20 protein-coding genes and 3 pseudogenes are annotated in these 20,236 nt (G+C 70.2%); 15 read left to right on the plus strand and 8 right to left on the minus strand.

Going from position 1 to position 20,236, the window contains the following annotated elements; genetic code table 11:
• Positions 1-184: 184 nt before the first annotated feature.
• Genes ACIP4Y_RS23605 through ACIP4Y_RS23625 form a run of 5 tightly spaced genes read right to left on the minus strand, consistent with a single transcriptional unit; the run spans position 185 to position 2,325 of the window.
• Positions 185-550, minus strand: a complete 366-nt coding sequence (locus ACIP4Y_RS23605; RefSeq protein WP_401396718.1) for a DUF6251 family protein — start codon at positions 548-550, stop codon at positions 185-187.
• Complete coding sequence (locus ACIP4Y_RS23610; RefSeq protein ID WP_401396721.1) at positions 520-891, minus strand: RRQRL motif-containing zinc-binding protein; 372 nt, start codon at positions 889-891, stop codon at positions 520-522. The genes ACIP4Y_RS23605 and ACIP4Y_RS23610 overlap by 31 nt, the downstream gene beginning before the upstream one ends.
• Positions 891-1,781 carry a DUF2637 domain-containing protein gene (locus ACIP4Y_RS23615; RefSeq protein WP_401396724.1) on the minus strand — a complete coding sequence of 297 codons (891 nt, stop codon included), beginning with the start codon at positions 1,779-1,781 and terminating at the stop codon, positions 891-893. The genes ACIP4Y_RS23610 and ACIP4Y_RS23615 overlap by 1 nt, the downstream gene beginning before the upstream one ends.
• A complete protein-coding gene (locus tag ACIP4Y_RS23620; protein ID WP_401396727.1) occupies positions 1,778-2,065 on the minus strand; it encodes a hypothetical protein in 288 nt (95 codons plus the stop codon). The genes ACIP4Y_RS23615 and ACIP4Y_RS23620 overlap by 4 nt, the downstream gene beginning before the upstream one ends.
• Positions 2,062-2,325, minus strand: a complete 264-nt coding sequence (locus ACIP4Y_RS23625) for a DUF6284 family protein (protein ID WP_401396730.1) — start codon at positions 2,323-2,325, stop codon at positions 2,062-2,064. The genes ACIP4Y_RS23620 and ACIP4Y_RS23625 overlap by 4 nt, the downstream gene beginning before the upstream one ends.
• A 481-nt stretch (positions 2,326-2,806) precedes the next feature.
• Here ACIP4Y_RS23625 and ACIP4Y_RS23630 point away from each other — a divergent pair, with 481 nt between their 5' ends.
• The 7 genes and pseudogenes from ACIP4Y_RS23630 (at position 2,807) to ACIP4Y_RS23660 (ending at position 9,192) form a co-directional block, all read left to right on the plus strand.
• Positions 2,807-3,589, plus strand: coding sequence for a GntR family transcriptional regulator (locus ACIP4Y_RS23630; protein WP_401396733.1), 783 nt, complete (start codon positions 2,807-2,809; stop codon positions 3,587-3,589).
• Positions 3,586-4,107: a GNAT family N-acetyltransferase gene (locus ACIP4Y_RS23635; protein WP_401396736.1), complete on the plus strand. Its 522-nt coding sequence runs from the start codon at positions 3,586-3,588 to the stop codon at positions 4,105-4,107. The genes ACIP4Y_RS23630 and ACIP4Y_RS23635 overlap by 4 nt, the downstream gene beginning before the upstream one ends.
• A 320-nt stretch (positions 4,108-4,427) precedes the next feature.
• Positions 4,428-4,916, plus strand: coding sequence for a hypothetical protein (locus ACIP4Y_RS23640; RefSeq protein ID WP_401396739.1), 489 nt, complete (start codon positions 4,428-4,430; stop codon positions 4,914-4,916).
• Positions 4,917-5,100: 184 nt separating this feature from the next.
• Positions 5,101-6,219: a hypothetical protein gene (locus tag ACIP4Y_RS23645; protein WP_401396742.1), complete on the plus strand. Its 1,119-nt coding sequence runs from the start codon at positions 5,101-5,103 to the stop codon at positions 6,217-6,219.
• 361 nt (positions 6,220-6,580) lie between these two features.
• Positions 6,581-6,922, plus strand: a pseudogene (locus ACIP4Y_RS23650) (aldehyde dehydrogenase); the annotation flags it as partial.
• Positions 6,923-7,081: 159 nt separating this feature from the next.
• A complete protein-coding gene (locus ACIP4Y_RS23655; RefSeq protein ID WP_401396745.1) occupies positions 7,082-8,020 on the plus strand; it encodes an SRPBCC family protein in 939 nt (312 codons plus the stop codon).
• A complete protein-coding gene (locus ACIP4Y_RS23660; RefSeq protein ID WP_401396748.1) occupies positions 8,017-9,192 on the plus strand; it encodes a zinc-dependent alcohol dehydrogenase in 1,176 nt (391 codons plus the stop codon). The genes ACIP4Y_RS23655 and ACIP4Y_RS23660 overlap by 4 nt, the downstream gene beginning before the upstream one ends.
• 201 nt (positions 9,193-9,393) lie before the next feature.
• Here the strand turns inward: ACIP4Y_RS23660 and ACIP4Y_RS23665 are convergent, their stop codons facing one another.
• The gene (locus tag ACIP4Y_RS23665; RefSeq protein ID WP_358640904.1) at positions 9,394-9,885 is read right to left on the minus strand and encodes a MarR family transcriptional regulator; all 492 of its coding nucleotides are present in this window, start codon (positions 9,883-9,885) and stop codon (positions 9,394-9,396) included.
• An 86-nt stretch (positions 9,886-9,971) separates the two neighbouring features.
• Between ACIP4Y_RS23665 and ACIP4Y_RS23670 the strand changes: the two genes are divergently transcribed.
• From ACIP4Y_RS23670 to ACIP4Y_RS23705, 8 genes are all read left to right on the plus strand, one after another.
• On the plus strand, positions 9,972-10,364 hold the full coding sequence (locus tag ACIP4Y_RS23670; RefSeq protein WP_401396752.1) for an HGxxPAAW family protein: 393 nt from the start codon (positions 9,972-9,974) through the stop codon (positions 10,362-10,364).
• Between the two features lie 150 nt (positions 10,365-10,514).
• The gene (locus ACIP4Y_RS23675; protein WP_401396755.1) at positions 10,515-11,387 is read left to right on the plus strand and encodes a DUF2797 domain-containing protein; all 873 of its coding nucleotides are present in this window, start codon (positions 10,515-10,517) and stop codon (positions 11,385-11,387) included.
• 94 nt (positions 11,388-11,481) lie between these two features.
• Positions 11,482-12,222 carry a response regulator transcription factor gene (locus ACIP4Y_RS23680; protein WP_358640909.1) on the plus strand — a complete coding sequence of 247 codons (741 nt, stop codon included), beginning with the start codon at positions 11,482-11,484 and terminating at the stop codon, positions 12,220-12,222.
• Entirely contained in the window at positions 12,219-13,865 is a 1,647-nt protein-coding gene (locus ACIP4Y_RS23685) for an ATP-binding protein (RefSeq protein WP_401396759.1), read from the plus strand. The genes ACIP4Y_RS23680 and ACIP4Y_RS23685 overlap by 4 nt, the downstream gene beginning before the upstream one ends.
• Before the next feature lie 13 nt (positions 13,866-13,878).
• Positions 13,879-15,378 (plus strand): glycosyltransferase, encoded by a 1,500-nt coding sequence (locus ACIP4Y_RS23690; protein ID WP_401396762.1) that lies wholly within the window; start codon positions 13,879-13,881, stop codon positions 15,376-15,378.
• Entirely contained in the window at positions 15,375-17,555 is a 2,181-nt protein-coding gene (locus tag ACIP4Y_RS23695; RefSeq protein ID WP_401396765.1) for an ArnT family glycosyltransferase, read from the plus strand. The genes ACIP4Y_RS23690 and ACIP4Y_RS23695 overlap by 4 nt, the downstream gene beginning before the upstream one ends.
• An 82-nt stretch (positions 17,556-17,637) precedes the next feature.
• The gene (locus ACIP4Y_RS23700; RefSeq protein WP_401396768.1) at positions 17,638-19,023 is read left to right on the plus strand and encodes an MFS transporter; all 1,386 of its coding nucleotides are present in this window, start codon (positions 17,638-17,640) and stop codon (positions 19,021-19,023) included.
• 111 nt (positions 19,024-19,134) lie between these two features.
• Entirely contained in the window at positions 19,135-19,893 is a 759-nt protein-coding gene (locus tag ACIP4Y_RS23705; RefSeq protein WP_401396771.1) for a TetR/AcrR family transcriptional regulator, read from the plus strand.
• Between the two features lie 58 nt (positions 19,894-19,951).
• Here ACIP4Y_RS23705 and ACIP4Y_RS23710 read toward each other — a convergent pair.
• A pseudogene (locus ACIP4Y_RS23710) lies at positions 19,952-20,059 on the minus strand (PPOX class F420-dependent oxidoreductase); the annotation flags it as partial.
• Positions 20,060-20,148: 89 nt separating this feature from the next.
• Positions 20,149-20,236, minus strand: a pseudogene (locus tag ACIP4Y_RS23715) (PPOX class F420-dependent oxidoreductase); the annotation flags it as partial.

Consider the following 20,236-nt stretch of genomic DNA (forward strand, 5'->3'; position numbering starts at 1 on the left):
AGTGAGCGTGTTTCCGGTTTCCTGGTTTCCGAGGCGGCCCCTACGCGTGCGCGCGCGAGGGCGGAAACCTCCGTCACCCTGCGTCGCTACGGGGCCTATGGCGGCCGAACAGCCTTCCGGGGGTCAAACCCCACACAGAAGGAGGCTCAGACGCTCTGGGGGCCGTCTGTGGCGTCGGGGTGTTTCAGTGGCTCTTCCGGCCGCGCTTGCCGGTGCTCTTGCCGCCCTCGGAGATGGAGCGGACGACGGTGACCACGGCCCAGCCGAGCACGAGCGCGATGAAGGCGAGCATGGCCAGGTTCGCGGCGATGGCGGTGAGCACGCCGACGAGCAGCGGGCCGAAGTAGACGCCGGCCGCGACCGCGCCGGCACCGACCCCGGAGCCGAGCGCGACGCGCTGCACCGTGCGGTCCGGCGGCGCCTGGTGGATGTGCACCACCTGCGGCCCGCTCGGCTGCTGCGCGGGCAGGTTGGCCGGGTCGGCGTAGACGTGGCTGCCGTCCGGGAGTTGGACGACAGTCAGCGGGCGGTGTGCGGGGAGCTGTTCCATGACGCACCCTCCGGGGCGTTGTCGGGGAAAGCGCAGGTAGAGCACATGCCGAGCGAGGGCGGGATGACGTATCCCGCATCCCGGCGGCACTCGGGGCAGGTGCGGCGGGCGGCGTTGGCCTTGGCCAGAGCCGCCCACTTCGCCGGGGTCATCGGACGCACCGGCTTCGCGCGGTCGATGCGGTAGAGGTAGGCGACCAGCGGGCCCCGCCGGCGCCGGGGCCGCTCCACCTGCGCCGCCACCCCCTGACCACCCGGACGCAGTCCAAGAGCGCGGAGCTGGCGGTAGGTCGCGTAGCCGTCCGGGGCGAGCCGCCACCGGTAGACGGGCAGGGCGCCCATCAGGCGACCTGGAGACCGCGCTCGGCGCGCAGGGTGTCGCGCAGGGTGCGGGCGTTCGCCGGCGAGGTGCGGACCTCACGACGGATGCCCTCGGCGGTCAGCCTGGCATCCGGCCAATCGGCCGTAGCCTTCCGCGCCTCCGCCAGCAGCTCGCCCGGGGTGCGCTTCGGTCGCGGAGTGCGGGCGACCTCGGGCACGCGGCCCGTGGCCCGTCGCGGCCGGGTCGACTCCGCGCCGATCGCGCGCCGCTCGATCAGTGTCACGGGCGGCTGCTCGATGGCCGGGACCGGCTTGGCCAGGGCCGTCGACTTCAGGAAGCCGACGGCCACCGGTCGGAGCAGCGGCTTCACGTTCTGGCTGATCGGCGCCGGGGTCGATACCGCGAGGTCAGACCTCGACCGATTCCTCTCGGTATTGGTCGATTCCTCCGCATTCTCGATCGGAGCTGTGATCGGGCTGGGGCGGTGGTGCAGCACCTTCGCCACGAGGTCGGAACCGAAGTAGATCGACCCGACCGGCAGCGACGTGGCGAGCAGCACGAGCACCCAGTTCGCCGGGTCCCAGTCCGCCAGTCGACCCCAGTCGACCGACCGGCCGTGCAGCTCCGGTACCAGACCGTGCACGTAGTTCAGCACCAGCGAGGCAATCGTGTAGGCGGCCAGCACCCGCAGCGCGAACGCCCGGTCCCGTCCGGCGAGAACGAGCGTCGCGATCAAGGCCAGGGCCATGAGGCCGTCCACGACGAACGGGTACAGCGTCGCGGCCGTGCCGTCCGCGCCGATGGCGCCCGCGATGTCGCGCAGCGCGTTCCAGGACACCCGGAAGGCCATCGCGACCACGACGACCAGCGCCAACACGAGAGCGGCGCGCCCCTTGCGGTGGAGGCTCATTGGTTCGCCTCCCCGCCGTCGCGCAGGTCGCCGTACTCCCATGCGAAGGACTCCAATTCCTCGCCCTCGTCGCTCCCCTCGCTGGGAGCAACAGGAACGTCGGCGGAGCGGTCGCGGAGGTTCCGCAGCCACCCGACGGCGTTGACGATGGCGCCGACGAGCAAGGCGAGGCGCCACACCGGTCCCCGCAGCGCCAGCAGACAGGCCGTCGCCCCCAGCATCAGCAGCGAGCCGACACGGATGACGACCACGGGCAGGGCGCCCGGTGAGGGATTCGCGCTCATGCGGCACCACCCGGCTGCCCGGTGAGGCCGTTGACGCGGTCGCGGTGGGCGGCGAGCACGCGCCGGCGGGCCCGACGGATGCGCCGCTCGTCCAGCTCGGACGGGGTGCGGTCGATGACGATGATCTGCGCGTCCAGCAACTCCATCTCCGCGCGGATGACGGGCATCTCCGCGTCGATGGCGTCCAGCTCCGCGTCCGTGGGCTCCAGCCACGGCTCGAACGCGGTAACAGCGTCCTGAACAGTCACGATGTGGTCCATGGGTCGTGTTCCCCCTAGCAGGTGGCAACGGCCCGAACAGCGGCCCCGGTGTTCCAGCACCGGGGCCGCGCGCCGTTGAAGTCGGCATCTCCGGCTCCCCTCTACGCCGCTCGTACGAGACGAGCAGCGGAGGCAACCGGCCGCAGCAACGCTGCGGAGATTGAGTTGCGCTGTACCGCGCACGGGAACAGACCCGCGCGCGCCCGCCCTCTTGTTCGCGGAGGTGGGGCGGGCTCCCCTCATATGCGCTCTGTTGAGTTTTCAAGGAACGACCAGCTCAGGGCCCCAAGAGCACGAGCAATCCCGAACCGACATGCAGACGGCAGCAAGCCCTGAGAAAGCACAGGGATGCCCTGACTTGCTGTAGCCATTGTCCGTACAATGGCTACAGACAGGATGTTGGCAGAGGTTGAGTCGGGCCGCAAGGGCATTGGCCACATTGACTAGACAATGCAGTTGGTGAGCGGCTTCCATGGGAGGCATGGCAGTGAGTCGTCTCGGGCGAAACCCGATGTATCAGCAGATCGCGGACGCGCTGCGGGAGCAGATCACGTCCGGGAAGCTCGAACCAGACGCAAAGCTCCCGACGGAAGCGGAGTTGCGCGATCAGTACGGCGTGTCAAGGGAGACCGTACGCAAGTCGCTCGCTCAGCTCGTGAACGAGGGGCTCGTCGTCTCAGCGCGTCCGCAGGGGCACTTCGTCCGGCGTCGCCGACCGATGGTGTTCCGCCCGCAGGCAGAGTTCCGGAAGCGGCCGTACTCACCGGAGATGGACGCCTTCATGACCGAGTACTCGGCAGAGGGTCGCGAGCCACGGCAGGAAATCGAAGTAGCCATCGTGGAGCCTCCGGAGGAGGTAGCCAAGCGGCTTCACCTGGAGGCGGGCGAACTGGTCGCGGTGCGGAAGCGTGTGCGCTACCTCGATGGCGAGCCGTTCAACATCAATGACAGCTACTTCCCGCTCTCCATCGTGCGTGACTCGGAGATCATGCGCCCGGAGGACATCACCCGTGGTGCCAACGAGGTTCTAGCCGAACTCGGGTATCGACAAGTGCGAGCACTAGATGAGCTGTACGTCCGCATGCCCACCCCCGAGCAGGTGCATCGGCTCGACCTCGGCCCTGGGACGCCGGTCGGGGTCCATGTCCTCACCGGCTACACAGCCGAGGGGAAACCTGTACGAGTCGCGGTGACCGTGCTCCCCGGCGACCGGCACGTGATCTCTTACGAACGACAGCGCGAAGAGCCGAACGAGGACGCATGAAAGACCTGCTCATCCGGCCCGGCCGCGTTGATGAACTCGGCACCGTGGAAGCGCTACTGCAAGGAGCGTCCACATGGCTTGCCTCTCGCGGCATCGATCAGTGGCAATACCCGCCGCATCGTGCCCGCATCGTGACTGCGCTGGAACAGGGTGTGTGCTTCCTCGTCTTCGAGGACGGCGAGCCAATCGCGACTATTCAAGTGGACGACTTTGCGGACCCCGAGTTTTGGAAGCCGGACGATGATCCGGGAGCCGCCTTGTACGTGCATCGTATGGCCACCAGTCGCAGCGCCGCCGGCCGTGGCGTCGGCGGGAAGCTGCTGGACTGGGCCACGGATCGGGCTGCAGAGCAGGGCAAGCAGTGGTTGCGTTTGGATGCGTGGAAGGACAACGAAGGGCTGCACCGGTACTACGAGGGGGCAGGCTTCACCCTTCTGCGTATCGTTGATCTTCCGCACCGCAGGTCAGGCGCTCTGTTTCAGCGCCCGTCGAAACGTGGGACTGACATCAACCGCTGACATCAACGTGGGCACACACCGACGGACGGTCCAAGACAACGCAGGGTACACAGACGGCCACGTCTGCTGAGTGAGCGCCCATAGATTGTCAGGGCGTACAGGCTGCACCCGCCTACGGATCAGAAGGTTGCAGGTTCGAATCCTGCCGAGTGCACAGCAGACCAGAGGCCCTGTGGAGTGATCCGCAGGGCCTCTGGCTTTTGCCTTGACGGCAGTATCTGACGGCAACCGCTGGTGCGCTGTCCGAGGGGCCGCTTCGTGAGGGACCGGCTGGTCCGGAGGAGGCCCAGTAAGGCTCAGGAGTGGCACACTCCTGCTCCGTGGCTGACTTGGTAACGCAAGTAGTTCCCGTGGCCTCCGCACTAGCGGGAGTCGCGCTGACCACTGCCGGCAACATGTACCTGGAGCGCAGCAAGTGGCAGCGAACCCGGCACACCGAGCAAGAGGCCCGGTCGCTGCAGGCGTATGCCGATCTCCTGCAAGGGGCGACAGACATCGCACGTACTCTCCGGCAGACTGCCGAGCAGTTGGAAGAGGGGCACAGCGTCGATGTCCAAGCGATCGTCGCGGTCATAGATGACCACATAGGCCAGCTGCGGCGACAGGGCACAATCGTCCGGCTGGTGGGGCCGCGTAGCGCCTTCGGCCTGGTCAAGTCGCTGGAGGACCAGGTCGCACCCATCTACCGACTCGTGATTGAGGTCAGTCGCTCAGGCGATGGCTCGGCTCTGGTGGAGCCTGCCCGGCGGTTGATGCGGACCCGGGATGAGATCACCGATCACTTGCGCAAGGCCGGAGGTCTTTCCTGAGTCATGTCCACTGGGTGGTACCTGGCGAGGCGAGGATGGAGATCAGACGGTCACCGGGACGCCGGCCGCGCCATCGTCCATGCCGTCCGGCGGCGGGCAAGCGCGTCAGGGGGCGCCGCCGGTATCTCGGGAGCATCCTGGGGGCACTGGTAGCGCCGGGGCAGCCGACGAGAAGGGTTCGGTCATGCGGGAATCGTCGCAAGGCGTTACGGCCGTGGCTCTCCTGGCGGATCCGGACGCGCCGACGCAGATCGCGCGGCGCATTGCCCGCGTACTCCCTGCTCGGCTCGCCGACAAGTCGGGCCAGGGGCGGCGGTTCGACGTCGAGGTGATCAGTGAGCCCTTCACCGCAGGGACCGAGGATGTGTCCACCTTGACACGCCGGATCATGGACCGCGCGCGTGCGGAACAGTGGGACGTCGTCGTGGCCCTCACCGACCTTCCCCTGCACTCGCACGGGCGCAAGCTCGTCGTGGATCTGAGTCATGAACACGGCCTGGCGCTGCTGTCCCTTCCGTCGCTGGGGGGCCTGCGTCTTCAGACAAGAGCCTTGCGGGCGGTCGAAGAAGCCGTGCTCAGCTTGGCGACTCCGCGTGCCACTGGGGACGGGCAGCCTTCCCAGCGTCATTCGCCGGGACGTTTTGCCAGTCGTCTTGCGCCTGTTCACCCGGGCCCGATCGGTGAGGAGGAGACCGCCGATCTGCGGTACGTCGTCAGCGGGCCGGGCGGTTACCTGAGGGTGCTCGGAGGTATGGTCCGCGCCAACCAGCCGTGGCGGTTGGTGCCGGGCCTGTCGAAAGCCCTGGCGGCCGCCCTTGCCACGGGAGCCATCGCCACCGTGAACTCCACCCTCTGGAGTCTGTCCGAGGCGCTGAGCACGCCGCGCCTTGTGATCGCCATGGTCGGGTCTGTCGTACTCATGATCGGCTGGTTGATCGTGGACGCGCAGCTGTGGCATCGATCGACGGATGCCTCGCTGGAGGAGAGGAAGAGGACGGCTCTCTACAACGCGTCCACGGTCGTGACCTTGGGCATCGGCGTGGTCGTCTGTTACGCGGGTCTGGTGGTCATCAACTTGGTGTGGGCGCTCTTCATCCTCAATGACAAAGTCTTCGCCTCGATGACACGGACCCCGCTGCATGCCACGGAGTACTGGACGCTGTCCTGGTTCGTCGCTTCCATCGCCACGGTGGGCGGCGCGCTGGGATCCGGTTTGGAGAGCGACGAGGCGATCCGGGCAGCCGCCTATTCCAAGCGCGAACAGGAACGTCGCCGCATGCGGGCGGACGACCACGATGACTAGCTGGTGACCTGAGTCGGAGACGTGCCGGGGACCGGTGGCCGTCCGAGCACGACAAATCCGCTGATCGATCGGTGAAGGGTCGTTTCACATCGCATGCCGACGGGGACCCGCACCGCACGCCGCCGGAGTGCAAGCTCCGCCGAGCAGGCCGGCGGCGGAACCACCGTTCCACCTGATCCGGGTGAACGGCCCGCAGAGGCGGGAGCCACGGACCTCGTCACAGCAACTTCCGGGAGTCAGGCTCTCTGCGCCGTCTCATCATCGCCGTGCCGCGGTCCTGCCGTGGCACCGAGAGAAGACATCAATGAAAGCAGCGGTATATGAAGGACCGCGAACTGTCACAGTGAAGGACGTACCGTGGTTCACGGGCAACATCGGTGTGGTGGGCGTTTTCCTGCCCCAGGATCCCGGCGGCGCGGAGGCTCAGGGTGAGCTGGAGGCCCAGGGCAAGGTTCCGATCGACTTCGGGATGATGTGGTTCAAGGGCCAGCACATGGGGACCGGGCAGGCGCCGGTGAAGAAGTACAACCGGGCGCTGCGGGATCTGATCGCCGGCGGGAAGGCGGAGCCGAGCTTCGTTGTCTCCCACGAGCTCAGCCTGGACGAGGCCCCCACCGCCTACGAGCACTTCGACGCCCGTGACGAGGGCTGGACCAAGGTAGTCCTGCACCCCGACGGACACGGCAACGGCCACAAGCAGTAGGGAGCACAGGACCGCCGCCCGTCTGCTCCCCCGACACCGGGCCGGCCGACGAGCAGTGTCCAACCCCGGCTCCGGCCGGGGTTGGACGGGCGGCTGTCGCCTGCGCTCTCGCTCAAGTGGCCCGCCTTCCGTTCACCTCACCGCACGTGGGGAACACTCATGAAGACAGACACCCGTTCCACCTCCCGCCTCCAGCACGATCCGCTCGTCCGCGGCCTCGGCTGGGCCAGCGCGCTTCTCGGCGTGCCCCAGGTCGTCGCCCCGGCGGGCTTCGCCCGGGCCTTGGGCGTCGGCGACGCCTTCCGGCACCGCTCGGCCACGACCGCCGTCGGTGTGCGTGAGCTGGCGGCGGCGACCGGGCTGCTGGGGCGGCCGCATCCTGCCTGGCTCTGGGGCCGCGTCGGCGGCGATCTCATGGATCTGACGATGCTGACCCGGGCCCTGAGGAATCACAACGGTCGCGGCCTGGGCCGCACCGTTGCCGCGACCGCCGCGGTCACCGCCCTCACGGTCACGGACGTCTATGCGGCCGTGACCCGCACCCGCAGGAGCGCCCCCATGGAACTGACCGCGACCACCACCGTCACCCAATCCCCGGACGAGGTCTACGCCCTCTGGAAGGACCTGAAGCGACTGCCGGACTTCATGGTGCACGTGGACGAGGTGCGCGTCACCGGTCCGCGCACCAGTCACTGGCGGGCCAGTGCGCCGTTCGGCAAGGCGGTCGAATGGGACGCCGAGACCACGCAGGACGACCCCGGCCGGCTGATCGCCTGGCGGTCGGTGGACGGCGCCGACATCGACAACTCGGGCGAGGTCCGCTTCGAGCCCGCCCCCGGCGGCCGGGGCACGGAGATCCGGGTGGCCCTCCGCTACGACCTGCCCGGCGGGGCGCTGGGCCAGGCCGTGGCGCGCTACTTCGGCGAGGAACCGCACCAGCAGCTGGATGACGACCTGCGCCGCTTCAAGCAGATCGCGGAGACCGGCGAGGTCGTCCGCTCCGAGGGTGCACCCGGCGGCAAGCGGGCCCGCGGAGAGTTCCCGCAGCACCCGGCCAGGCCGCTGACCGAGGACGAACTGAAGGAGGCCCTGGCATGAAGGCGAACTGCTGGACGGGACGCAACTCGGTCGAGGTACAGGACGTCCCCGAACCCTCGATCCTGAACAGTCGCGACGCCATCGTGAAGATCACCTCGACGGCGATCTGCGGCTCCGACCTCCATTTGCTCGACGGCTACGTCCCCACCATGCAAAAGGGCGACATCATGGGCCACGAGTTCATGGGGGAGGTCGTCGAGGTCGGCCCCGGCATCAGCGACGGCACACTGCACGTGGGGGACCGGGTCGTCGTGCCGTTCCCCATCGCCTGCGGCGCCTGCGCGTCCTGCCGCGCGGAGCTGTACTCGTGCTGCGAGAACACCAACCCCAACGCGGGCATCTCGGAGAAGTTGTTCGGCCACCCAACCGCCGGCATCTACGGCTACTCCCACCTCACCGGTGGCTTCGCCGGCGGCCAGGCCGAGTACGCCCGCGTGGTGCTCGCCGACGCCAACGCCCTCAAAATCGAGTCGGACCTCAGCGACGAGCAGGTGCTGTTCCTGTCCGACATCCTGCCGACCGGTTACATGGGCGCCGAGATGTGCGACATCCAAGAAGGTGACGTCGTCGCCGTCTGGGGCGCCGGTCCGGTCGGCCAGTTCGCCATGGACAGCGCCCGGGTCCTGGGCGCGGAGAAGGTCATCGCGATCGACAAGGAGACCTACCGGCTCGACATGGCCGCCGCCCAGGGCTACGCCACCATCAACTTCGAGGACACCGACGTACGCTCGGCACTGCTCGAACTCACCGGCGGACGGGGCCCCGACAAGTGCATCGACGCGGTCGGCCTGGAGGCCACCCACGGCGCCTCCCACGTCCACCTCTACGACCGGGCCAAGCAGGCGGTCCGCTCCGAGACCGACCGGCCACACGCCCTGCGCCAGGCCATCCTGTCCTGCCGCAGCGGCGGCGTGGTGTCGGTCATCGGCGTCTACGGCGGACTGATCGACAAGTTCCCGGCGGGTGCCTGGATGAACAGGTCCCTGACCCTGCGCACCGGGCAGTGCCATGTGCACAAGTACATGAAACCGCTGCTGGGCATGATCGAGCAGGGCAAGATCGACCCCACCCGGATCATCACCCACCGACTGCCCCTGACCGAGGCACCGACCGGCTACGACCTGTTCAAGAACAAGAAGGACCACTGCGAGAAGGTCGTCCTCACACCGTGAGGACGGCACCGTCCCTGACGGCAACGACGGCACCGTCCCTGACGGCAACGACGGCACACAGAGACCGTTGGTCGAATCCTGTCGAGTGCACACGGACATGAGGCCCCGGAGAGATCCGGGGCCTCTTGCATTGCGCCGCCTTCTCCCTCGAGGCGAAGGCGACCGGCTCGCCCGCCGCCATCGCCGCTGAAGATCGTGGGGTCAGCACTCCTCGGCCGGGTCGTTGCGGTTCAGCTTCTCCAGGTATTCGTGGGCCAGGCCGGTGGCACGGGTGAACCACTCGGTGATGATCGCCAGTTCGTCCGGGGAGTAGTCGGCGAAAAGGGCCGTCAGGCGCTTGTAGTGGCCGGCGTACACCGCCTCGACGCGGGTGACGGCGTCCGGTACGGCGGCCACGCGGACCCGGCGGCGGTCCGTGGGGTCGGGGCGGCGGGTGACGTAGCCGGCGCGTTCCAGGCGGTTGAGGATGCCGGTCACCGCGCCCGTGGTGACGTGGGCCCGGGCCGCGAGGTCGCCCGCCGTCAACAGGTCCTCGCCGGCCTCCAGGACGAAGCCGAAACAGGTCAGGTCGGTGACGTTGAGGCCCAGCCGCCGGGCCAGCTCCTGCTGTCCGATGAGGTGGGCGGCGATGAGGTGGTCCATCGCCGACAGCGCCTGGGCCGGCGTGGCGGGCGGGCGCGGCGTGCCGTGCATCTTTCGCAATCCCTTAGTTCGTGAGATATTCGGAGCGTAAACTTCTTAGCCCGTGAGGGAACGGGTTCGTCCCGTGGAGGCGTTCCATGAGTCTGTACGACGAGGGTCACACGATCGCCGGCTGGACCGGCGTCGCCATCGCGACCGCGGGAAGCGCGGTGGTGGGGTGGGGGGTGTGCGCGGCCTCGCTGCCGCTGGTCGTCGGCGGGTTGGCCGTGGTGGCGGTCAGCGTTCTGGTGACCTGGCTCCTGCACCTGTCCGGCTGGGGGAAGCCGCCCGGCGTACGGCCGCGGGAGCAGTGGGGCATGCGGGTCCGGGACGCGCAGGCGAGGGAGGGGCACGCCGGGTGCGTCGGGTGCCGGCTTGCGGGGCGGGGGCGGAGGCGGCCGACCGAGGCACCGGCCTCGGCCTCGGCGCCGGGCGCGATTCCCGCCGAATCGATCCCTGCGGAATCGATCCCTCTGTCCCCTGTCGAGTGAACGAGCTTTCCTCGAACGACAGTTGCTGATCGCCGACCCCGGCTTCCGGCTGGCCAACGATCACCACGCCCTGCCCGCCGGCAACTCCTCACCGTCCCCGTCCCTGCCGCCCGCATCCATTGTCAGACCCGACCTCTACCCTCACGAGTGATGGCACAGGTCTGGGGATGCACGGGACTGCGGTGGGCGGCAGGCGGTCCGGAGCTGGAGTGGGACGGCGGGCGGCGTAGTGCGCTGCCCCGGGGGAAGCGGGTCGCGTTCGCCGTGCCGGAGGGGGGTGTGCGCAGGTGTGTCGGGGCGCGGGGGCACGCCTGTGCGGTGGGGGCGGTCGTGCCGGGGCGGAGTACGGGGGCCCGGTGCGAGGAGTGCGCGCGGCTGGACCGGGCGCACTCCGTGGCCGCCGACACGATCGCCGACGATCCCCGGCCGTACCGCGTGTATCTGGCGTGGTTCGGTCCGGGGATGGTGAAGGTCGGCATCACCGCCGTCGAGCGGGGTCCGGCGCGGCTGCTGGAACAGGGGGCCGTGTGTTTCAGCTGGCTGGGCACCGGACCGCTGATGGCCGCGCGGCGCACCGAGGAGCTGCTGCGGGCCGCGCTGCGGGTGCCGGACCGGATTCCGTACGCCGAGAAGCGGGCGGCGCGGGCCGCCCTGCCGGTGACTCAGGAGGAGCGGGCCGCCGAGGTGCGGGAGCTGCACGCGCGGGCCGTCGCGCTGGCCGGGTGGCCGGAGTCCCTGCGGCCGGAGCCCTGCGAAGTCGTGGATCACGTAAGCGTTTTCGGGATCGGCGGGGGGCCGGAGGCGTTCGGTGAGGTCGTGGAGCTGGTGCCCGGTGGGGGCGTGGGCGGGGAACTGGTCGCGGCGGCCGGGCCCGATCTGCACCTGGCGGTCGGCGGTCGCGGGGTCGTGGTCCTGGACACCCGGCTGATGGCCGGCTGGGAGCTGGTGCCGCCGGGGCCGGCGGACGTCGGATGCGGCTTTCCCGTGCGGGAGTTCAGGCGGGAGCCGGACGGCTTGTTCTGACCCGGGGATTCCCTGAGAGGCGCCTGTGTGTTTCTCAGGGAAATCACAGATTCGTGAAAGCGTGTTCTCAGAGGGCCCCGACAAGGTGTCCATCATGACCACGACCTCGCCCCAGGGGCGCACCGAACTGCTGAGGCCGGACGGGAGCCCCGTCCGAGTGCTTGTGGTGGACGACGAGTTGTCGATCACCGAACTGCTGAGCATGGCCCTTCGCTACGAGGGCTGGCAGATCAGGAGTGCGGGGGACGGGCAGGGGGCCATCCGGACGGCCCGTGAGTTCCGGCCCGACGCCGTCGTGCTCGACATGATGCTGCCCGACATGGACGGGCTCGCCGTCCTCGGGCGGCTGCGGCGCGAGCTGCCCGATGTGCCCGTCCTCTTCCTGACCGCCAAGGACGCGGTGGAGGACCGTATCGCCGGGCTCACCGCGGGCGGCGACGACTACGTCACCAAGCCGTTCAGCCTGGAGGAGGTCGTCGCGCGGCTGCGCGGGCTGATCCGGCGGTCCGGGGCGGCCGACCGGCGGTCGGACTCCGTGCTCGTCGTCGGGGACCTGACCCTGGACGAGGACAGCCACGAGGTCTCGCGGGCCGGGGAGTCCATCCACCTGACCGCGACCGAGTTCGAGCTGCTGCGCTTCCTCATGCGCAACCCCCGGCGGGTGCTCAGCAAGGCGCAGATCCTGGACCGTGTGTGGTCGTACGACTTCGGCGGGCAGGCCAACGTGGTCGAGCTGTACATCTCCTATCTGCGGCGCAAGATCGACGCCGGACGGGAGCCGATGATCCACACCCGGCGTGGAGCCGGTTATCTGATCAAGCCCGCCGCGTCATGAGCGGGCGACGACGGCCGCGTCCGCAGCAGCGACTGAAGCGACGAGCAGGACAGCCGCGCACCCTGCGGACCCGGCTCGTCGTCGCGTCCGTGACGCTGATCGCCGTGGTGTGTGCCGTGATCGGTACGGTCACCACGCTGGCGCTGCGCTCGCATCTGTACGACCAGCTGGACGGCAAGGTCACCGAGATCGCCGTCCGTGCGGTCGGGCACATGCAGCAGGCACCGGGCGGCGATGGCGAGCCGGGGCCGCCCAGGGTGCCGGAAAGTTCCACGCCGAGCACCAAGGTGCAGAACCTGCTGACGAAGGGGCCGACGCCGTTCGGGACCGTCGCCGCCTTCGTGCAGAACTCCTCGATCACGAAAGCGGCCGTCGCCCGGAAGCAGAACGACGACCAGGGCGTCTTCAAACAGTCGCGGGCCGTCGGTCTGAGCGCGGCGCAGCAGAAGACGCTCAGCACGGTGCCGAAGGACGGCAAGGCGCACACCGTGGAGCTCCCGGGGCTCGGGGACTACCTCGTCAAGTACATGGCGGGCCGGGACAGCAGCGACGCCTTCTACGTCGGGCTGCCCACCAAGGACACCGACGACAACATCAACACCCTGGTCCTCGTCGAGGTCAGCGTCACCGCCGCCGGTCTCGTCGCCGCCGGCATCGCCGGCTACGTGCTCGTCGGCCTCGCCACCCGCCCGCTCCGCAAGGTCGCCGCCACCGCCACCCGGGTCTCCGAACTCCCCCTGCACACCGGCGAGGTGAACCTCAGCGAGCGGGTGCCGGAGTCGGAGTGCGATCCGCACACCGAGGTCGGCCAGGTCGGTGCCGCGCTCAACCGCATGCTCGACCATGTGCACGGCGCCCTGCACGCCCGGCAGCAGAGCGAGACACGGGTACGGCAGTTCGTCGCCGACGCCAGCCATGAGCTGCGCACGCCCCTCGCCTCCATCCGCGGGTACGCCGAGCTGACCCGGCGCGGGCGCGAGCAGGTCGGACCGGACACCCGGCACGCCCTCGGGCGGATCGAGTCCGAGGCCGGGCGGATGACGCTCCTCGTGGAGGACCTGCTGCTGCTCGCGCGGCTGGACGCCGGACGGCCGTTGCAGTTCGAGCAGACCGATCTCATCCCGCTGGTCGTGGACACCATCAGCGACGCCCGCGCGGCCGGCATGGGTCACAACTGGCGGCTCGATCTGCCCGACGAGCCGGCGCCGGTGTCGGCGGACGCGGCCCGGCTGCAGCAGGTGCTGGTCAACCTGCTGGGCAACGCCCGCAACCACACCCCGCCCGGTACGACCGTCACCGCGCGGGTGCAGCGGCGCGGGCCGTGGATGTGCGTGGACGTGGAGGACAACGGGCCGGGCATCCCGGCGGATCTGCTGCCGCACGTCTTCGAGAGGTTCGCCCGCGGCGACTCGGCGCGGTCCCGGGCCACCGGGTCCACGGGGCTCGGGCTCGCCATCGTGCAGGCCGTGGCCGCCGCGCACGGCGGTGCCGTGACCGTGGACAGTGTCCCGGGCCGCACGGTGTTCACCGTGCACCTGCCCGCGCTCGGCCCGGCGGCTCCCCGGCCGGAACCCGAAATGAGCTGGCAGTCGGACTCACAGGCACAGCACAGTGCCACCACATGGGTGCGACAGGGCGCCTGACGAGAGTCGGTGCATGCGAACCGACTCTTCTCCCGGCACCCTGCCGGCGCGGGAGCACCTCCCGGCCACAGACGCCGGAACCCCTGTCCTGGACGTAGTGATCCCCGTCTACAACGAGGAGAAGGACCTCCAGCCGTGCGTCCGCAGACTGCACGAGCACCTCACGTGCACCTTCCCATACGCGTTCCGCATCACGATCGCGGACAACGCCTCCACGGACACCACCCCGCTGGTGGCGGCGCGGCTGGAGGCGGAGATCCCCGAGGTCGCCAACTTCCGCCTGGAGCAGAAGGGGCGGGGGCGGGCGCTGCGGACGGTGTGGTCCGCGTCCGAGGCGCCGATCCTCGCCTACATGGACGTCGACCTGTCCACCGACCTCAACGCCCTGCTGCCGTTGGTGGCGCCGCTGATCTCCGGCCACTCCGACCTGGCGATCGGCTCCCGGCTCACCCGCACCTCCCGGGTCGTGCGCGGCCCCAAGCGGGAGTTCGTCAGCCGGGCCTACAACCTGATCCTGCGCGGTTCGCTCCAGGCCCGCTTCTCGGACGCGCAGTGCGGTTTCAAGGCGATCCGGCGCGATGTGGCGCAGGTGCTGCTGCCGCTGGTGGAGGACACCGGCTGGTTCTTCGACACCGAGATGCTGGTGCTGGCCGAGCGGGCGGGCCTGCGGATCCACGAGGTGCCGGTCGACTGGGTCGACGACCCGGACTCCACCGTGCACATCGTGAAGACGGCCACCGACGACCTCAAGGGGGTGTGGCGGGTCGGCAAGGCGCTGGCCACCGGTTCGCTGCCGCTGGACCGGCTGACCCGGCCCTTCGGTGACGACCCGCGCGACCGCGACCTGGCCGACGTGCCCAAGGGACTCGCCCGTCAGCTGGTCGGCTTCTGCGCGGTCGGTGTCCTGTCCACCCTCTTCTACCTGCTGCTGTACAGCGTGTTCCGGCAGTTCGCCGGCTCGCAGCTCGCCAACGCGCTCGCGCTGCTGGTCTCCGCGACAGCCAACACGGCCGCCAACCGCCGGCTCACCTTCGGCGTGCGCGGCCGGGGCGGCGCGGTCCGGCACCAGGCGCAGGGCCTGGTCGTCTTCGGTATCGGCCTCGCCCTGACCAGCGGCTCGCTCGCCGCCCTGGACGCGGCGGGCGGCAGCCCGGCGCACTCGACCGAGCTGGCGGTGCTGATCGCGGCCAACCTGGCGGCGACCGTGCTGCGCTTCCTGCTCTTCCGCGCCTGGGTCTTCCCGGACCGGGGGGAGGCCGAGCCGTCCCCGGTGGCCGCCGCGCACCTCCCGTCCGCGCCGGCGAACCGCACCCCGGCGCCGTACGCCCCGCTGCCGCACCGCCCGGTGCCGTACCGGCAGCAGACATACGGGCGGCCGTACGAACAGCCCTGCCAGACCACCCGTTTCCGCGCCGGTGAAGCCGCGGACGGCAACTGGACGGACACCGCCGACGCCACCATGCGGTTGCAGGCGGTGCGTCCGCACGACACTGATCCGGAGGACGCCCGATGACCGGTACGACCGTCTGGGGACCGCCCCCGGCCGCGGCCCCGCAGGCCCCCGGGGCCCGGGAAGCCGAGCTGCCGTTGCTGCGCAGAGTGTGGCGCGGCCGGCCCGAGGACCCCCGCTGGGCCCGCCCGGCCCTGCTCGGCCTGCTGGCCGCCACCCTCCTGCTCTACCTGTACGACCTGAGCGCCTCCGGCTACGCCAACTCCTTCTACTCGGCGGCCGTCCAGGCGGGCAGCGCGTCCTGGAAGGCGTTCTTCTTCGGCTCGCTGGACGCGGGCAACGCCATCACCGTCGACAAGCCGCCGGCCTCGCTGTGGCCGATGGCGCTGTCGGTGCGGATCTTCGGCCTGCACTCGTGGGCGATCCTCGCGCCCGAGGTGCTGATGGGCGTGGCGACCGTCGCCGTCGTCTATGCGGCCGTGCGCCGCCGGTTCAGCCCCGCGGCCGGTCTCATCGCGGGTGCGGTGCTCGCGCTCACGCCCGTCGCGGCGCTGATGTTCCGGTTCAACAACCCGGACGCCCTGCTGGCCCTGCTGATGTCCGTGGCCTGCTACCTCGTCGTCCGGGCCGTGGAGGACGGCCGTACGAAGTGGCTGGTGTGGGCCGGGGTCGCGATCGGTTTCGCGTTCCTCGCCAAGACGCTCCAGGCGTTCCTGATCCTGCCGGCGCTGGCGCTCGTGTACGCGGTGTGCGCGCCGGTGTCGTTGAAGAAGCGGTTCGGGCAGCTGGCGGCGGCGACGCTCGCGCTGGTCGTCTCCGGCGGCTGGTGGGTCGCGGTCGTTGAACTGTGGCCGGCCTCGTCGCGGCCGTACATCGGCGGCTCGCAGAACAACAGCTTCCTGGAGCTGACGTTCGGCTACAACGGGCTCGGCCGGCTCAACGGCGAGGAGACCGGCAGCGTGGGAGGCGGCGGTGGCGGCGGCGGCACCGGCATGTGGGGCGAGACCGGCTGGAACCGGATGTTCAACTCCGAGGTAGGCGGCCAGATCTCCTGGCTGCTGCCGGCGGCGCTGATCCTGCTCGCCGCCGGCCTGGTGGCCACGCGCAGGCTGCGCAGGACGTCCGTCACCCGCGCCTCGTTCCTGGTCTGGGGCGGCTCGCTGCTGACGACCATGGTGGTCTTCAGCTACATGGCGGGCATCTTCCACCAGTACTACACCGTGGCCCTCGCCCCCTACCTCGCGGCCGTCGTCGGCATGGGCGCCGGGCTGCTGTGGGAGCGGCGGCGGGAGCCGTGGGCGTCGATCACCCTCGCCACGTCCGTGGTCGCGGCGGCGGCCTGGGGGTACGTCCTGCTCAACCGGACCCCCGACTACCTGCCCTGGCTGAAGTGGCTGGTCCTGATCGGCGGGCTGGCCGCGGCGCTCGGCCTGGTCTTCGCCGGCCGGATCTCCCGTCAGCTCGCCCTCGGGGCGGCGGCGGTGGGTCTCGTGGCCGCGCTGGCCGGACCGACGGCGTACACCCTGAGCACGCTCCAGGAGGGCCACACCGGTTCGATCGTCACGGCCGGTCCGGCGGGCGCCAGTGTGATGGGCGGCCGGGGCGGCGGTCCCGGCGGCGGTGGCGGTATGCGGGGCGGCTTCGGCGGGGGCGTGCCGGGCGGGCAGAACGGCCGGCAGGGTCAGCAGAACCAGCAGGGTCAGCAGAACCAGCAGGGCAACGGTTTCCCGGGGGGCGGTTTCCCCGGCGGCGGCGTGCCGGGCCGGAACGGCCAGCAGGGTCAGCAGGGCCAGCAGGGTCGGCAGAACGGCACCGGCAACGGCTTTCCCGGTGGCGGCCGGATGGGCGAGGGCGGTGGTGCCGGTGGCGTCGGCGGCCTGCTGAACGGCGCCGACGTGACGTCCGAGGCCAGGAAGCTGCTGGAGAAGGACGCCGGGACGTACACCTGGGTCGCCGCTTCCGTCGGCTCCCAGAACGCGGCCGGCTACCAGCTCGCCACCGGCGACCCGGTCATGGCGATCGGCGGCTTCAACGGCACCGACCCCTCCCCGACGCTGGCGCAGTTCAAGAAGTACGTCGAGGAAGGGAAGATCCACTACTTCATCGCCGGTGGCGGCATGGGCGGCGGCGGCAACAGCGGTACGGCCTCCCGGATCAGCTCCTGGGTCCAGGGCACCTTCAAGAAGGTGACGGTGGGGTCGGCCACGTTCTACGACCTCACCCAGAAGGCGAGCGACTGAGGCGAGCGACCGAGGACAGGGGACCGACACCGACCGGAAAATGCGTTGTACACCGTATAGCATCCGCTATACGGTGTACGGCATGTCCCCATCCCAAGGCCATCCCCGGCGCTGGCTGATCCTCGGCGTCATCTGTCTCGCGCAGCTCACCGTGCTGCTCGACAACACCGTCCTGAACGTGGCCATCCCCTCGCTCACCCGCGAGCTGCACGCGAAGACCTCCGACATCCAGTGGATGATCAACGCGTACTCCCTGGTGCAGTCCGGCCTGCTGCTCACCGCCGGCAGCGCCGCCGACCGCTACGGCCGCAAGAAGATGCTGGTCACGGGGCTCGCCCTGTTCGGCGTCGGCTCGCTCGTGGCCGGGCTCGCCGGCAGCACCTCCCAGCTGATCGCCGCGCGGGCCGGCATGGGCATCGGCGGCGCGCTGCTGATGACGACCACGCTCGCCGTGGCGATGCAGATCTTCTCCTCCGAGGAGCAGCCGAAGGCGATCGGCATCTGGAGCGCGGTCAACGCGCTGGGCTTCGCCGGCGGCCCGCTGATCGGCGGTTTCGTGCTCGACCACTTCTGGTGGGGTGCGATCTTCCTGATCAACCTGCCGGTCGCGGCGCTGGGCCTGGTCGCCGTGGTGGCCCTCGTCCCCGAGTCCAAGAACCCGCGCGGTGACCGTCCGGACCTGCTGGGCGCGCTGCTGTCCACCATCGGCATGGCCGCGCTCGTCTACGCGATCATCTCCGGACCGGGGCACGGCTGGACGTCGGCGCGGGTGCTCGCCACGGCGGCCGTGGCGGTGCTGGTGCTGGGTGCCTTCGCCTGGTGGGAGAGCAGGGTCGAGGAGCCGATGCTCGACATCCACTTCTTCCGGGACCGGCGGTTCACGGGTGCGGTCGCCGGGGCCGTGCTCATCGTGTTCGGCATGGGCGGTGCGCTGTTCCTGCTGACGCAGCACCTGCAGTTCGTGCTCGGCTACGAGCCGCTGGAGGCCGGACTGCGGACCGCTCCGCTGGCGCTGACCGTGGTCCTGCTCAACTTCAGCGGGCTGTCGGCGAAGTGGTCGGCGCGGCTGGGCACGCCGGTGTCGATCGCGCTCGGCATGATCTGCATGGCCGGGGGCCTGGTGTCCATCGCCGAGGTGGACCACGGGGGCTATGCGGGGACGCTGCTCGGGCTGCTGCTGATCGGCGCGGGGTGCGCGGTGGCGAACCCGGCGATGGCGCACGCCATCATGAGCGCGATTCCTCCGGAGAAGGCGGGGGTGGGGGCCGGCATCAACGGAACGTTGGCCGAGTTCGGGAACGGGCTTGGTGTTGCCGTTCTGGGTGCCGTGCTCAGCTCTTCCGTGGCGTCGGGGGAGTCGTTGGCCGATGGTCTGGGCGCGGGTCAGCTGGTGGGGGCCGTTGCGGTGCTCGTCGGAGGATTCCTGGCAGCGGGATTGCTTCGGCGGGCGGAGCGGGTGTCCGCCTAGCAGCTCGGGGGATGGGGTAGTCGGGCGACTGCGGGTGCGTTGTGGCTGGTCGCGCAGTTCCTCGCGCCCCTAGGTTGGGACAGTGAGCGCAAACGAGGAGAAGGGCCGCCGGTGACGAAGCAGGCAGGTCGGTCGGCGCGGGACAGTGTGTGGCGGGAGGGCAGGGCCCGGCGCGGTGGGCGCAGTGGGCAGCCCTCCGGGCTCGACCGGGAGCGGATCACCGAGGCGTCCGTACGGCTGCTGGACGCGGAGGGGCTCGCCAAGTTCTCCATGCGGCGGCTGGCGGCCGAGCTGAACGTCACCGCGATGTCCCTGTACTGGTACGTCGACACCAAGGACGACCTGCTCGAACTCGCCCTGGACGCGACCTACGCCGAGCTGCGGCTGCCCGACCCGGCCCACACGGACGAGGACTGGCGGGAGCAGCTGCGGGCGCTGGCCGCCGCGTACCGGGGGCTGCTGGTCCGGCATCCCTGGCTGTCCCCGCTGGCCGGGCGCTACCTGAACATCGGCCCGAACGCGCTCGCGTTCTCCCGTGTGGTCCAGCGGGTCGTCCGCCGGGCGGGGCTGCCGGCGCACGGGGTGACCGGGGCGATCTCGGCCGTCTTCCAGTTCGTGTACGGCTTCGGCACGATCGAGGGGCACTTCCTCGCCCGGATCGCGGACACCGGGCTCAGCCCCGATGAGTACTTCGAGCAGGCCATGTCCATGGTGGACGAGGTCCCCGGCACCGCCGACGTGATGCAGGAGTCCAAGGACCTCATGGCGGCACGCGGCGGTGACACGGTGGACGAGATGCTGGACCGCGACTTCGCCTTCGCCCTGGACCTGCTGATCGCCGGCATCGAGGCGATGGTCGCCCGCGGCTGACCACCCCCCGACACCTTGTCTGCGCCCCTCGCGCTGCTGCACAGGCTTGGAGGGGTGGTCAGTTGTCGGGGGCCAGCCGTGCCGGGAAGCCGCCCGTGGCCACCGGGCCCCACCGCTCGGGGGTGACGCGGATGATGGACTTGCCCTGCTTCAGCATGGCCGCCCGGGCCCCTTTTTGTCTGCGCCTCTCGCGCTGCTGCGCAGGCTTCGAGGTGCTGCGCCGGACTCCGTCCGTCGGCTTGGTGTGAGGGGTGGTCAGTTGTCGGGGGCCAGCCGTGCCGGGAAGCCGCCCGTGGCCACCGGGCCCCACCGCTCGGGGGTGACGCGGATGATGGACTTGCCC

The sequence above is a fragment of the Streptomyces sp. NPDC088810 genome, from assembly GCF_044750305.1.
GTDB lineage: Bacteria > Actinomycetota > Actinomycetes > Streptomycetales > Streptomycetaceae > Streptomyces.